The following is a 13,290-nucleotide window of genomic DNA, read 5'->3' on the forward strand; positions in this document are numbered from 1 at the left end:
GGGGTGGAGAACGCCGCCGAGACCGTCGACTGGCTCGACGGTCTCGGCTTCCGCTTCGCGCCGGAGACGCCGCGCGTCATCTACGGGCACGAGCCGTACACGACCGCGCGCACCTACTACGGCGTGGACGAGGCGGTGTCGATCCTGGAGGTGTACGAGCGGGTGCTCGCCGACGCCACCGCCACCGGCCGCCTGGAGCTGTGGAAGAACGCCCCCGTGATCGAGCTGCTGACGGGCGGCGACGGCCGCGTCACCGGCGTCACCGTCCTGCGCGACGGCCAGGACGTACGGGTGAGCGCCCGCCACGTCGTGCTGGCCACCGGCGGGTTCGCCGCGGAGCCCGAGCTGTTCCTGGAGCTGGAGGGCGCGCCGCTGGTGTCGGCCGCCCATCCGACCTCCACCGGAGACGGCATCCTGCTGGCCAGGGAGCTCGACGCCGGCATCCAGGGCACCGGCTCGTTCCTGCCGAGCTTCGGCGGCCTGCCGCACCCCACCACCCCGGGCAAGGCCAACTGGTCCGACCGGCAGCTGCTCGTCGCCGCCGAGCGCCCGCCCGTCGAGATCTACGTCGACAGGACCGGGCGCCGCTGGGTGGCCGAGGACGAGCCGTCCATCGACACCAAGGAACGCGCGCTCACCCGCATCCCGGACATGACGTTCTGGACCGTGTTCGACGACGCGATGCTGGAGTCGACCCGGTCGGGCCGCCCGCTCGTGGTCGGCTGGACGCCCGAGGACCTGCACGCCCAGGCCGGCGTGCGCGAGGGCGTGCACCGCGCCGCCACGCTGGAGGAGCTGGCCGCACAGACCGGCATCGACGCCGAAGGGCTGGTCGCCACCGCGGCCCGCTACAACGAGGCGGTGGCCGCCGGGTCCGACCCCGACTTCGGCCGCGTCCACCTGCCGCTGCCGCTGGCCGAGGCGCCCTTCTACGCGATCCGCAACCACGCCATCTCGCTGGTGACGTTCGCCGGGCTGGACATCGACGACGGCTTCAGGGTGCGCCGGGCCGACGGCGAGCCCATCACCGGCCTCTACGCCATCGGCGAGGTCATCGGCGCCGCCGCCACCTGCGGGCAGAGCTTCTGCTCCGGCATGCTCGTCACCCCAGCGATCACCTTCGGCCGGCTGCTCGGCCGCCGCCTGGCTCAGTCGTAGAAGCCGAGCCTGCGCAGCTGCTTGGGGTCGCGCTGCCAGTCCTTGGCCACGCTGATGCGCAGATCGAGGTAGACGCGGGTGCCGAGCAGCGCCTCGATCTGCTTGCGGGCGTTGGTGCCGACCTCACGCAGCCGCTCGCCCTTGCGGCCGATGACGATGGCCTTCTGCGACGGCCGCTCGACGAACATGTGGGCGTAGATGTCGAGCAGGTCGTCGCGGTCGGCCCTGGGCAGCATCTCGTCGACGACGACCGCGATCGAGTGGGGCAGCTCGTCGCGCACGCCCTCCAGCGCCGCCTCCCGGATCAGCTCGCCGACCAGCACCTGCTCCGGCTCGTCGGTCAACCGGCCGTCCTCGTACAGCGGCGGCGACTCGGGCAGGTGGCGCACCAGCACGTCGGCCAGCACGTCGAGCTGCTCGCCCGACTGCGCCGACACCGGCACCACGTCGGCGAACTCCTCGATCTCCGACACCGCCACCAGCTGCTTGGCGATCTGCTCCTTGCTCGCCAGGTCGCACTTGGTGACCACGGCGATCACCGGCGTCTTCTTGACCGCCGCGAGCTTGCCCGCGATGAACCGGTCGCCCTTGCCGATCGGCTCGTTGGCCGGCACGCAGAACCCGATCACGTCGACCTCGGTCAGCGTCGACAGGACCAGGCTGTCGAGCCGCTCGCCGAGGAGGGTGCGCGGGCGGTGGAGCCCCGGCGTGTCGACGATGACGAGCTGCGCGTCGGGGCGGTGTACGATGCCCCTGATCACCCGCCTGGTCGTCTGCGGCTTCGACGAGGTGATCGCCACCTTCGTGCCGACCAGGGCGTTCATGAGCGTGGACTTGCCGACGTTCGGCCTCCCCACGAAGCAGGCGAATCCGGCGCGATGGCTGTCTGGCGAGGTCACATAGTGATTCTCGCCCATCAGGAGGCCTGCGCGCGCCACCAGGCGAACACCTCGGGCATCACCAGCGGCGTCCACGACGTCGTCGGCAGCCCGGCCAGCTCGTCCTCCCGGACCCATCTGGCTTCCCTGATCTCGTCGTCGTCGGGGGTGGGGGTGCCCGACACGAGCGCGCACCCGTACACCGCGATCATGTAAGCGCACTCGTGGCCGTTCGGGTAGCGCACCCGGAACTCCGGCCCGCCGTAGACGCCGATCAGGCCGCGCACCCGCACGTCGATCCCGAGCTCCTCGCGCAGCTCGCGACGCACGGCCTCCTGCGGGCGTTCGTCGGGGTCCACGGCGCCGCCGGGCGCCGCCCACAGTCCTCCGTCGCCATGGAGGGCCAGCAGCAGCCGGCCCTCGTCGTCGAACACGCAGCCGCAGACCGACGGCATCATCAGCAGGTCGGGCCCCAGCTTGGCGCGCACCTTCGCGAGGTAGGGCGACATCGGCATGCTCAGCCCCGCAGCGCGCCGTCGGGGCCGGCCACCAGGATGGCCGTCACGCCCAGCTCCGCCGCCACGGCCCGGTCGTCGTCGGACGGCCCGTCGCCGCCGGTGACCAGCGCCACCGCCTCCAGCGAGCGGGCGCCGCTCGAGACCGCCGTCGCCACCGCCACCTGCACGGCGGACAGCCGCAGCGCCGCCAGCGTCACGTCGGTGGCCGCGTACGTGCGGCCGGTCTCGTCGCGCACGGCCGCGCCCTCGGCGGAGCCGTTGCGGGCCCGCGAGGCCCGCGCCAAAGTAATGATCTTGCTGTCTTCAGGATCGAGTGTCACGAGGACAAGGTTAGGGGCTGGCCATCCGCATCACGGCGTCGAGGAGCTGGCGGGTGCGCTGCGGCTCCACCTCGGCCATGCTCGTGTGCACCAGCGAGACCAGCATGTCCCCCGAACGGGCCAGCACCACGTCCAGCGCGTACGGGTAGCCGTTCAGCCGGCCGCGCAGCTCGCCCGACACCGCCTCGTCCCCCACGTCCGCCACCGGCACCAGCGTGGCGGTCAGGTGGGTGCCGCCTTTGGCACGCACCTCCCGGCACGCCCTCAGCGACCCCGCCAGCGCGGCCATGTGCTCGTCGGCCGCACCGGCGTACCTGGCCAGCCCCACCCCGACCTGCTCGCCCAGCTCGTCGCCCTGGTAGCTGGCCGCGGCCTGCGCGGTCAGCCCCCGCTCCGGCGCCCGGCCACCGGCCGCGTCGAGCACGGCCCGGCAGTTGCGGTCGGCCGGCGTGAACGGCGCCCGCCACGCCTGCTCCGAGCGCGGTGAGAAACCGTCGGGCAGCCGTGGCTCCTTGCTGAGGATCTCCTTCATGTGGGCAAGCGCGCGCACGTCGAGCCCCTCTGTGCCTCCGCAGGCCGCAAGAGCGCCGGCCAGGAGCCCACAGACGATGATCCGGGTTCCGCGTTTCATGATTCCCCCCGGTGCCCAGCCTCCCCGAGCAGCGAAAACGGCAATCCACCGGAGTTACCAATAAACGATCAAACGCTAAAAGGGTGCCCTCGCCCGGTTATCCGGACGAGAGCACCCTTTACGCCGAACAACGTCCGACCGGCTAGCTGGCCAGAACGTTGTCGTCCCCCCAGGAGCGCCCTGCCGCATGAACCCCCCTGCGGCCGGGCGCTTCCCCCTCCGGCACCCACCGCACAGGGTGCCGGGAAACAGACTCGCGGACCCCGCTTGCAACCCGCTTGACGACCGCTTGCCGCGAACCGGGCAGAGGTCACTCCTGCTCGGCCGCGGCCGGCACCGCGTCGTCCTGATCGGCCCGGACCCGCCGCACCACCACCGTGCTGATCCGGTTGCGCCGGCCGGCCAGGCTCTCCGCGGTCAGCTCAAGCCCCGCCACCTCAGCCCTCGACCCCGCGATCGGCACCCGCCCCAGCGCGTGCGCGAGCAGGCCGCCGACCGTCTCCACGTCGTCGACCTCGATCTCGGCGTCGAACAGCTCACCCAGCTCGTCGACCGGCATCCGCGCCGTCACCCGCACCCCGCCGTCGGGCATCGGCTCCACCCGCGGCGCCTCCTGGTCGTACTCGTCGGTGATCTCCCCGACGATCTCCTCCAGCACGTCCTCGATCGTGACCAGACCCGCGGTGCCGCCGTACTCGTCGATCACGATGGCCAGATGCGTCTGCCTCGCCTGCATCTCACGCAGCAACTGGTCGATCGGCTTGCTCTCCGGCACGTACGTCGCCGGCCGCATGATCGACTCGACCGTCTCCTTCTCGCCGTCGCCGCCCGACTCGTGCACCCGGCGGGTGATGTCCTTGAGATAGGCGATGCCGATCACGTCGTCCTCGTTCTCGCCCACCACCGGGACCCGCGAGAAACCGCTCCGCAACGCCAGCGACAACGCCTGCCTGAGCGTCTTGCCCCGCTCGATGTAGACCATGTCGGTACGCGGCACCATCACCTCACGCACCAGCGTGTCGCCCAGCTCGAAGACCGAGTGGATCATCTCCCGCTCGTCGGGCTCGATCACCCGGCGCTCCTCGGCCAGGTCGACCAGATCACGCAGCTCGGCCTCCGAGGTGAACGGACCGTCGCGGAACCCCTTGCCCGGCGTCAGCGCGTTGCCCAGCAGGATGAGCAGCTTCGGCAGCGGCCCGAAGATCTTCGTCAGCCCGTACACGATCGGCGCCCCCGCGAGCGCGATGGGCTCGGCGTGCTGACGGCCCAGCGTGCGCGGCATCACGCCCACGATCACGTAGCTCACCAGGATCATCACCGCGGCCGCGGAGAAGTAGGCCCAGCCCTGATCGTCCATCAGATCGATGAACAGCAACGTCGCGATCACCGTCGCGACCAGCTCACAGCTCAGCCGCAGCAGGAGCAGCAGGTTCAGATAGCGCGGCGCGTCCGTGACGATGGCGTGCAGCCGCTGAGCGCCACGCCTGCCGTCGCGCACGGCCTCCTCGGCGCGGACCCGCGAGATCCGCGTCAGCGCCGTCTCCGTGCTGGCGATCAGGCCACCGACCACAACGAGGACGATGGCCAACGGCAACCAGGCGTTCACCGCGAGCTGCGCACCTCCCGCCACCCTTCGAGCAACCGCGCCTGAAGACCGAACATCTCCTTGTGCTCCTCAGGCTCCGCATGATCGTAACCGAGCAGATGCAGGATGCCATGGGTGCAGAGCAACTCGATCTCGTCCTGAGCGCTGTGCCCGGCCTCCTCCGCCTGCCGCGCCGCCACCTGGGGGCACAGCACCACGTCACCCAGCAGCGCCGGATCGGCCGGCCCCTCGGACTCGCCCCTGGCGCCGCCGCCGGGCCGCAGCTCGTCCATCGGGAAGGCGAGCACGTCCGTCGGGCCGGGCTCGCCCATCCACTTCTCGTGCAGCTCGGCCATCACATTCTCGTCGACGACCACGAGCGACAGCTCGGCCAGCGGGTTGATGCCCATCTCGGACAGCACGTGGGTGGACAGCGCGACGAGCGACTCCTCGTCGACGCCCACCCCGGACTCGTTGTTGATCTCGATGCTCATCGCCGCTTACCCCGCTGCTGAATCGGTTCGGGAGCACGCAGGGCGTCATAGCGGCCGTAGGCGTCGACGATCTCGCTCACCAGCTTGTGACGCACCACGTCGGCGCTCGTCAGCTGCGAGAAGTGGATGTCGTCGATGCCGTCGAGGATCTCCTGCACCACCCGCAGACCGCTCACCGTGCCCGCCGGCAGGTCAACCTGCGTCACGTCACCGGTCACCACGATCTTGCTGTTGAACCCGAGCCTCGTCAGGAACATCTTCATCTGCTCGGCCGACGAGTTCTGCGCCTCGTCGAGAATGATGAACGCGTCGTTGAGGGTGTTGTGCGTCAGCAGGAAATCCTCGGTGACGTAGAGGGAGTCCTCGGCCGCCACCTGGATGCACACGCACTCCGCCGTGCCACGCGGCTCGATGCGGTCCACGAAACGCATCGGCCTGCCGCCCCCGGAGGAACGATAGATCTCCGCCTTCCGGGACAGCCGGAAAGGCTCCACACCTTCCGGAAGCCGGATGTCGAGGACGTACGCGTCATGACGATGACGCACCGGCCGCCCATTCGCCAGCCCTGGCTTACGCCCTCTCGCAGCACGTTCGTTCGAATAGGCGACACCGCCCAGCGACTGCACCAAGAAGACCACATTGTCACGCAGGCGAGCCGAGACGGTCGTGTACTGAATCCTGGCACTCCGCCCGTCCTGCGTCACCGGTCCGCCGTCCGAATCGAGCAGGCCCTGCAGAATCGCGAGCCTGACCTCCGGAGTGTTGTACAGGTAGACGTCAGGCACGAACTTCGTGGCCGAGTTACATCCGGCCAGCCCCGATGCGCGGACCGCGGATGTGATCGGATTCGTGATCGTGCGGCTGTCCCCAGCCTGCCGTGCGCGGTTGAGGACGTAGTCGGGGCCGCCCCGCCATCTCACCTTCACCCCCGGGATGACCTTCTCCAGAGAGTCCACGAGTTCCAGGTCCTTGGTCGCGAAACTCGGGGTGGTCGAACCGGTGATGCTTCCGTCGCCTATGAGCAGACCCAGCGCGTACGGATCCATCGGGACCGGCTGCTCCGGGAAGCGGACCGGAGCGCTCAGCAGCGGCAGCTCCCACTTGCGGTAGTCAGCCGTCCGCAGGTCGCCGATCATGTCCTTGGTCCGCAGCACCCGCCACGGCTTCCCACGGTTGCCGTCGTCGCGGGTACGGACTGCCCACAGGTGGTCTTCCGAGGCGAGCACGGAGGAACCATCCTGGCTGAAGAGCCGGTAGATCTTCTTCTCACCCTGTGGATACACACCCAGCACGGGAGTCGGCTCGCCGTTCGACCCGATGACCAGGTCACCGACCTCCAACTCGCCGATCGAGCGGAATCCGTCCGGCGTCAGCACCCCGGTGCCGAGCGGCATTGCCCTCCCCCTCATGTATGCGAGGGGCGCCACCTCGATCGTGCCCGCCGCCATCAGCTTGGGGATCGAGTCGGGGTCGACCATGTCGTGCAGCGCGTCGTACAGCGGCCGGAGGTAGGGGTCGATCTTCTCGTACAGCGTGCCGGGCAGGAAGCCGAGCCGTTCGCCGGCCTCGACCGCCGGGCGGGTGAGGATGATGCGGTTGACCCGCTTCTCCTGGAGCGCCCGGACCGCCTTGGCCATCGCCAGGTAGGTCTTGCCGGTGCCGGCGGGGCCGATGCCGAACACGACCGTGTGCTTGTCGATGGCGTCGACGTAGCGCTTCTGGTTGGCCGTCTTGGGGCGGATGGTGCGCCCGCGCGAGGACAGGATGTCGAGCGACAGCACTTCGGCCGGGCGCTCGGAGGTCATCCGGAGCATGGCGATGCTCCGCTCGACGGCGTCGGGTGTGAGGTCGCCGCCGCTGCGCAGCACTTCGACCAGCTCCTCGAAGAGCCGGACGACAGTGCCGCTCTCGTCGGGGCTGCCGGTGACGGTGATCTCATTGCCGCGGACGTGGATGTCGGCCTTGAAGGCGCCCTCGATGACGCGTAGCAGCTCGTCGCGGGAGCCCAGGAGGCTGACCATGGGGTACTCGTCCGGAATCAGCACCTTGGCTTGTGTGCGCGTTGGAGGTGCCGTGCGTCGGGATTCGTGTAGTTCGGACATGGGCAGGCCAGCGTGGCCTGATGCCTCCCGGTCTCGAGGGCTTATCTTCTTCACCCATCGTATCCGGGGGCGGAACGTTTCCTCGCGGCAATATCAGCCGGGCGGCCATGTCAGGTTGCGGCCGCCCAGAACGTGCGCGTGCACGTGGAAGACGGTCTGCCCGGCGCCGGGTCCGGTGTTGAACACGACCCGGTAGCCCTCGTCGGCCACGCCTTCCTGGACGGCGACCGCGTGCGCGGCCTTGAGCACCTCGTCGGCCAGCCCCTGGTCGGCGCGGGCCAGCGCGGCGGCGTCTGCGTGGTGCTCCTTGGGGATGACGAGGACGTGGGTGGGGGCCTGCGGGTTGATGTCGCGGAACGCGAGCGCCCCGTCGTTCTCGTAGACGATCTCGGCCGGGATCTCCTTGGCCACGATCTTGCAGAACAGGCAGTCTGTCATCCGATCACCTTACCGATAGGGGTGGCTCTCCTGTCCGTAAGCCTCGACGACCCTGACCTGCTGCTCGGCATGTACGCTGATCAGCGTTGCGAATCGGTGACCGGATCCGTCGTGGCACCCGAAGATCCCCGCGGTTAGGGTGTCAGTGCACCATCGCAGCGAACGATTCAGCCTCGGGCGAGACCACCTGGCGAGGACACAACTGGGTCATGCCCCCAAAGGAACCGGAAGAACGTAAACCGTCAGGGAAGGCCGCGCGTCCCACTGATGTGACCACCGAAACCCTCCTGGTCGACAGATCCATGGGGGCGGTGCCGGTCGGGTGGGACGCCGACATGGCCGTGACCGCGCTTTACAGTGCGCATTTTCGGTCATTAGTTCGTCTCGCCGTGTTGCTGGTGCGCGACATGGCAACCGCGGAGGAAGTCGTGCAGGATGCGTTCGTCGCCATCCACGGCGCCTGGCGCAGGTTGCGTGACCCCGACAAGGCGCTCGCCTACCTACGGCAGTCCGTCGTCAACCGGTCCCGGTCCGTGCTGCGCCATCGGGCGGTCGTGGAGAAGTACGCCCCCAAGGGCCTGCCCGACGCGCCGAGCGCGGAGCACGGCGCCATCGGCGAGTTCGAACGGTCCGCGGTCATCGAGGCGTTGCGGGCGCTACCGTCTCGCCAGAGGGAGGCACTGGTCCTTCGTTACTACGGTGATCTGTCCGAAGCCGAGATCGCCCACGCCATGGGCATCAGCAAGGGGGCGGTGAAGAGCCACACGGCACGTGGCATGGCCGCCCTGCGTTCCGTCCTGGAGAAGATGTCATGACCCAGCCCCCCGACGAGTACGGCGAGGTCCTGCGCCGTGCCCTCCGTGCGGAGGCGGACGCGGTCGTGCCCTCGCCGGACGGGCTCGACGTCATCCGTACGAAGATCGAGCGGCGCGGCGCGCGCAACCTCTTCTGGTGGCGGGCCGGGGCGGCCGCGGCGAGCGCGGTGCTGGTGGCGGGCGCGATCGTGATGGTGGTGCCCGACCTGCGCCAGCGCGTCGTCGAGGCGCCCTACCTCGAGGTGCGCACCACTTCCAGCGCCACCCCGCCGGCGAAGTCCTCGACCAGCCGGCCCGCCTCGCCCAAGTCGACGGTACGGGAGAGCGAGCCTCTGGTCGTGCCGCCGCCCACGTCGTCCGAGCCGTCGCAGAAGCAGGAGCCCCGCCCGTCGGAGACGGCCCGCTCGACCGCCAAGCCGACGCCCACCCTCACGCCGACCCCCTGCCCGTCCACGGCCGACCAGGCGGAGCAGCCGGCCGACTGCCCTGAGGCCGACGATCCGCCGACGCCTTCGCCGTCCGAGCCGGAGGTGTCGCCCACGCCGACGCCGTGCCCGGACGAGGAGTGCTCGACGCTGGACCCGGTGCCGACCATCTCGGACATGCCCAGCCCTCTGATCAGCGCGAACACGTCGTGACTCCCCTTCCCTGACCGCCGCGCACTCCCCCACCTGCCCGCGTCACCGGCCCTCCCGGGTGTCACCAGCGTCCCGTACGGGTGAGCAGGACCGCCGCGGCGGCCACCCCCGCGGTCGAGGTGCGCAGCACCGTCGGCCCCAGCAGCACCGGCGTGGCCCTCGCCGCCAGGAACTCCGCCAGTTCAGGCTCCGACACCCCGCCCTCGGGCCCGACCACGACGACGATGTCACCGTCGTCCGGGAGCGCCACCCGCGACAGCGGCGCCGCGGCCTCCTCGTGCAGCACCAGCCCCAGCGCCGCCCCGGCCAGCAGCTTCACCGCCCCGGCTGTCGAGACCGGCTCGGTCACCTCGGGCAGATGGAAGCGCCGGGCCTGCTTGCCCGCCTCGCGGGCCGTCGACCGCCAGCGCTGCAGCGCCTTGGCCACCTTGTCGCCCTTCCACTGGGTGATGCTCCGCGACGCCTGCCAGGGAACGATCACGTCAACACCGGCCTCGGTCATCATCTCGACCGCCAGCTCGCCCCTGTCACCCTTCGGCAGCCCTTGCACGACGACCAGTCTCGGCCTGGGCGGCGCGACCTCGTACCTGCCCTGGACCTCCACCCGCAGCGAGTCCTTGAGCACCTCGCGCACCACGCATTCGGCCACCGACCCCGCCCCGTCGGTGAGATCCACCCGCTCCCCGGGCCGCAACCGCCTGACGGTGGCCGCGTGACGCCCTTCGGGGCCGCCGAGCACCAGCTCGGGGCCGTCGAGCTCGCCCGTCAGGAACACCGGAACCGTCACCAGCCACCTCGGATTCTCCACGTTACGCAGCCACACGAACACCCTGCGCAATATCGTGTCCCGTGCAGCCTTCCTGAGATCACTCTACGAGGGGGTCGATGGCCGTCTCTCCCGCTCGCCGACGCGCGCCAGAACCGGGCGGTGTCCGAGAGCACGTGTCGCGGCCGATGCGCGTCAGGACGCGTCTCGTGCTCGTGCTGGCCGTGCCCACACTCCTGCTGATCACCGGGATGGCCGCGGAGGCGGCGGCCCGCCTGCACGCCCGCGCCGACGCCGACGCCACGGCCCGGCACGTGACACTGGTGCTCGCCGTCCAGGATCTCGTCCACGCGCTCCAGCGTGAACGTGCCCTCCTCGCGGCGCTGCTCGCCGGCGAGCCGCGCGTCAGGCCCGATCTCGCCCCCGCCCGCCACGCCACCGACCACGCCCGTTCGGCCCTCTCCCACCTGCTCGCCACCGCCCCTCCCACCGCGTACGGACCAGTAGGCGACGCGCTCGCCCGCCTCCCCACCCTCGACCGCCCCCGCACCGGCACCCCGGCCCTCGCCCTGTCCCCCGACGCCCCCGCCACCCCCGGCGGCCCCCTTTTCCGCACCCGGCAGGCGACTCCCGCACCGACCGCACCCCTGGTGGGCCCTTACGGCGCGCTCGTACCCCCAGGAGCCGCCACCCTGGCCACAACCACTGATGGCGTCGCGCCGCCCACCTGGGACATGACCGCTGATGGCGCCGCGAACCCCACCCTCGACAGGACCGCCGAAGGTGCCTCAGACCCCGCCGTGACCCCTACTCAGGACGCCGTGGCCGGTACCGAAGGGGCGGAGGTCGCCGGCGTGACTTCCACCCAGGGTTTGACCGGCGAGACCGAAGGCGTCGGTGCCGAGATCGGTGCGTCCGTTGGTCGGAGGGCGCCGGTGGACAGGGGACCGAAGGTGCGGCAGGACGTCTTCGAGGCGTTCACCGATATGATCATGGAGTTGACGGACGGGTCGTTCGGCACGGAGGTCGGCCGGTCAGACCCGTCGCTGCTGAGACGGTTGCAGGCGCTGGAGGCCATCAGCCGGGCCAAGGAGGCGGCCGCACAGCAGCGGGCGGTGGTCACGGCGGCCTTCGCGACGGGCGCGTTCACCCAGGGCGAGTACATCACCTTCCTGGAGGCCCGCGCCTCCATGACGGACGCCCTGGACCGGTACCGGCGAACCGCCGGCCCTGAAGGCGTGGCCGCGCTGGAGCGGACGCAGCGGGGCGCTCCGGCGGCCAGGACGGCGCGGCTGGAACGCCGGGCCCTCGCCGCCTCGCCCGGCACGCCTCTGACGGTCCGCACGCGTACCTGGCTCGCGGCCAGCGGCGCCTACGCCGACGCCCTGCGCGTCGTGCAGCACGCGGCCGGACGCGAAGCACATGTCCTGGCGACGGCGGCCCGCGAACGCCGCACCCGGCACCTGACCTGGCTGGCCGGTCTGGGTGCCGCGTTCCTGCTGGTCATGGGGGCGCTGGGGGCGCTCATGGCACGCTCGATCACGCGTCCCCTCCGCAGGCTCACCGGCGAGGCCACCGCCCTGGCACGCCACATCGCCACCCTGGAGGCAGCGGACACGCCCCGCCTCGCCGTCCCCGGCACGCCACCGTCCGGCCGCCACGCCCCGGGGACTCGCCCCGCCCACCTGTGGCGCGCCTACGATGCCTCTTTCCCTCTGCCGTCCGCACGCCTTCCAGGCGCCGGAAATGCCTCGTACGGGAGAGAAACCCGCAGAGCCGGGACTCCAGGCCAGCCGGCGAGCCGCCCGACCTCGGACGCGCGCACGGACCACTCGCGCGAAGTCCCAGGCCTCCCATTCCGGGTCAAACAACCACTCAGCGACAGAGCCCACTCACTTTCCAGCAAGCACCCCCTCAGGGTCGAGCCCACGCACGAGAACACAACCCGGGACCAGCACCCTCTGGAGGTCGCGCCACCGTACGAAAGCACATCCCGCGACAAGCACCTCCAGGGAGGCGAGCCTCCGTACGAGAGCAGGTTCCGCCTCGGTGAGGAGCCCGCGCAGGGGACCGTTTTGGGCTTCGGGGGCGCCTCCTCCGGTGGGGAGGGCTCGGACAAGGTCGGCGGGGCGATCCGGAACGGGGGAACCGCTGGGGAGTTCGCGCGGCTGGCAGGGGCGCTGGGTGACATGCATGAGGCGGCGGTGCGGATCGCGGCCGGGCGGGCGGCGATCCGGCGGGACGCGGCCGCGTCGCTGGGCGAGCTGGGGACGCGGCACCGGGATCTGGTGCACCGGCAGCTGACGTTCATCAGCGTGCTGCAGCGCGACGAGTCGGACCCCGCCGTGCTGGCCAGGCTGTGCGAGCTGGACCGTGTGACCAGCCGTCTGCGCAGGAACGCCGAGAGCCTGCTGGTCCTGACCGGCACGCGGGGGCAGCGGCGCTCGTCGGAACCGGTGCCGGTGGACGAGGTGCTCCGGTCGGTGCTGGCCGAGGTCGAGGAGCACCACCGGGTGGCGCTGCGGGTGGTGGGCCGGGCGCACGTGCGGGGTCCGGTGGTGGCGGAGGTGGCGCACATGCTGGCCGAGCTGATGGAGAACGCGCTGGGCTACTCGCCGCCCGAGTCGGAGGTGGACGTGGTGTCACGGGCCGCCGAGGGTGAGTGCCGCGTCACGATCTCCGACTACGGCATGGGCATGACGGCCGGGGAGTTGGCCGCGGCCAACGCCAGGCTGCGGGGCGAGCAGAGCTTCCTGGTGGCGCCGACCCGCTGCCTGGGCCACCACGTGGTGGGCAGGCTGGCCGAGCGGCTGGGCGTGCGGGTGTCGCTGCACCCGTCGCCCGGCCGCGGCGTCACGGCACAGGTGACCCTCCCGGAGGAGCTCCTGGCCGTGCAGCCCGCGGAGGCGGTCAACGGGTCCCGGTGACCGGCCGCCCGCCGCCGCGT

The 13,290-nt window shown here is 71.0% G+C and carries 12 protein-coding genes and 3 pseudogenes; 4 read left to right on the plus strand and 11 right to left on the minus strand.

Features of this window, described 5'->3' with window-relative positions; all coding sequences use genetic code 11:
• On the plus strand, window positions 1–1,158 hold a 1,158-nt coding region (locus KME79_RS09430), incomplete at its 5' end, for an FAD-binding protein (protein ID WP_219544110.1).
• On the opposite strand, the gene era is transcribed toward KME79_RS09430, so the two are convergent.
• The 10 genes and pseudogenes from era to KME79_RS09470 all read right to left on the minus strand — a co-directional run bounded on the left by era (window position 1,149) and on the right by KME79_RS09470 (window position 8,124).
• A complete protein-coding gene (gene era, locus KME79_RS09435; RefSeq protein ID WP_308248850.1) occupies window positions 1,149–2,057 on the minus strand; it encodes a GTPase Era in 909 nt (302 codons plus the stop codon). The two genes, KME79_RS09430 and era, sit on opposite strands and share 10 nt — an antisense overlap.
• A gap of 17 nt (window positions 2,058–2,074) precedes the next feature.
• Window positions 2,075–2,551 (minus strand): NUDIX domain-containing protein, encoded by a 477-nt coding sequence (locus KME79_RS09440; RefSeq protein WP_219544111.1) that lies wholly within the window; start codon window positions 2,549–2,551, stop codon window positions 2,075–2,077.
• Between the two features lie 2 nt (window positions 2,552–2,553).
• Entirely contained in the window at window positions 2,554–2,874 is a 321-nt protein-coding gene (locus KME79_RS09445; protein ID WP_148033482.1) for a cytidine deaminase-like protein, read from the minus strand.
• A 10-nt stretch (window positions 2,875–2,884) separates the two neighbouring features.
• On the minus strand, window positions 2,885–3,424 hold the full coding sequence (locus KME79_RS09450) for a hypothetical protein (protein WP_148033483.1): 540 nt from the start codon (window positions 3,422–3,424) through the stop codon (window positions 2,885–2,887).
• 391 nt (window positions 3,425–3,815) lie between these two features.
• Window positions 3,816–5,111, minus strand: a complete 1,296-nt coding sequence (locus tag KME79_RS09455) for a hemolysin family protein (RefSeq protein ID WP_219544112.1) — start codon at window positions 5,109–5,111, stop codon at window positions 3,816–3,818.
• Window positions 5,108–5,584, minus strand: coding sequence for an rRNA maturation RNase YbeY (gene ybeY / locus KME79_RS09460; RefSeq protein ID WP_148033485.1), 477 nt, complete (start codon window positions 5,582–5,584; stop codon window positions 5,108–5,110). The genes KME79_RS09455 and ybeY overlap by 4 nt, the downstream gene beginning before the upstream one ends.
• A pseudogene (locus KME79_RS44635) lies at window positions 5,581–5,904 on the minus strand (PhoH family protein); the annotation flags it as partial. The pseudogene KME79_RS44635 and the gene ybeY, both read right to left, overlap by 4 nt.
• 312 nt (window positions 5,905–6,216) lie before the next feature.
• Window positions 6,217–6,993: pseudogene (locus KME79_RS46865) on the minus strand (PhoH family protein); the annotation flags it as partial.
• Window positions 6,976–7,605: pseudogene (locus tag KME79_RS44645) on the minus strand (PhoH family protein); the annotation flags it as partial. The pseudogenes KME79_RS46865 and KME79_RS44645, both read right to left, overlap by 18 nt.
• A 174-nt stretch (window positions 7,606–7,779) precedes the next feature.
• On the minus strand, window positions 7,780–8,124 hold the full coding sequence (locus tag KME79_RS09470) for a histidine triad nucleotide-binding protein (protein WP_148033486.1): 345 nt from the start codon (window positions 8,122–8,124) through the stop codon (window positions 7,780–7,782).
• Between the two features lie 302 nt (window positions 8,125–8,426).
• Between KME79_RS09470 and KME79_RS09475 the strand changes: the two genes are divergently transcribed.
• Both KME79_RS09475 and KME79_RS09480 read left to right on the plus strand, forming a co-directional pair.
• Complete coding sequence (locus KME79_RS09475) at window positions 8,427–8,939, plus strand: SigE family RNA polymerase sigma factor (protein WP_148034834.1); 513 nt, start codon at window positions 8,427–8,429, stop codon at window positions 8,937–8,939.
• Window positions 8,936–9,577: a hypothetical protein gene (locus tag KME79_RS09480; protein ID WP_219544113.1), complete on the plus strand. Its 642-nt coding sequence runs from the start codon at window positions 8,936–8,938 to the stop codon at window positions 9,575–9,577. Before KME79_RS09475 ends, KME79_RS09480 begins: the two co-directional genes overlap by 4 nt.
• A 61-nt stretch (window positions 9,578–9,638) precedes the next feature.
• On the opposite strand, the gene KME79_RS09485 is transcribed toward KME79_RS09480, so the two are convergent.
• Window positions 9,639–10,364, minus strand: a complete 726-nt coding sequence (locus KME79_RS09485) for a 16S rRNA (uracil(1498)-N(3))-methyltransferase (RefSeq protein ID WP_219544114.1) — start codon at window positions 10,362–10,364, stop codon at window positions 9,639–9,641.
• 167 nt (window positions 10,365–10,531) lie between these two features.
• Here KME79_RS09485 and KME79_RS09490 point away from each other — a divergent pair, with 167 nt between their 5' ends.
• Window positions 10,532–13,270: a sensor histidine kinase gene (locus KME79_RS09490; protein ID WP_219544115.1), complete on the plus strand. Its 2,739-nt coding sequence runs from the start codon at window positions 10,532–10,534 to the stop codon at window positions 13,268–13,270.
• Window positions 13,271–13,290: the final 20 nt, after the last annotated feature.

Origin of the sequence: Nonomuraea harbinensis (assembly GCF_019396385.1) — a bacterium.
Lineage (GTDB): Bacteria > Actinomycetota > Actinomycetes > Streptosporangiales > Streptosporangiaceae > Nonomuraea > Nonomuraea ferruginea.

What these genes read in the sequence shown, in the direction of transcription:
- KME79_RS09490 (WP_219544115.1), top strand. Translation starts at nt 10,532, where the DNA reads ATGCGCGTCAGGACGCGTCTCGTGCTCGTGCTGGCCGTGCCCACACTC.
- KME79_RS09480 (WP_219544113.1), top strand. Translation starts at nt 8,936, where the DNA reads ATGACCCAGCCCCCCGACGAGTACGGCGAGGTCCTGCGCCGTGCCCTC.
- KME79_RS09475 (WP_148034834.1), top strand. Translation starts at nt 8,427, where the DNA reads ATGGGGGCGGTGCCGGTCGGGTGGGACGCCGACATGGCCGTGACCGCG.
- ybeY (WP_148033485.1), bottom strand. Translation starts at nt 5,584, where the DNA reads ATGAGCATCGAGATCAACAACGAGTCCGGGGTGGGCGTCGACGAGGAG.
- KME79_RS09440 (WP_219544111.1), bottom strand. Translation starts at nt 2,551, where the DNA reads ATGCCGATGTCGCCCTACCTCGCGAAGGTGCGCGCCAAGCTGGGGCCC.
- KME79_RS09470 (WP_148033486.1), bottom strand. Translation starts at nt 8,124, where the DNA reads ATGACAGACTGCCTGTTCTGCAAGATCGTGGCCAAGGAGATCCCGGCC.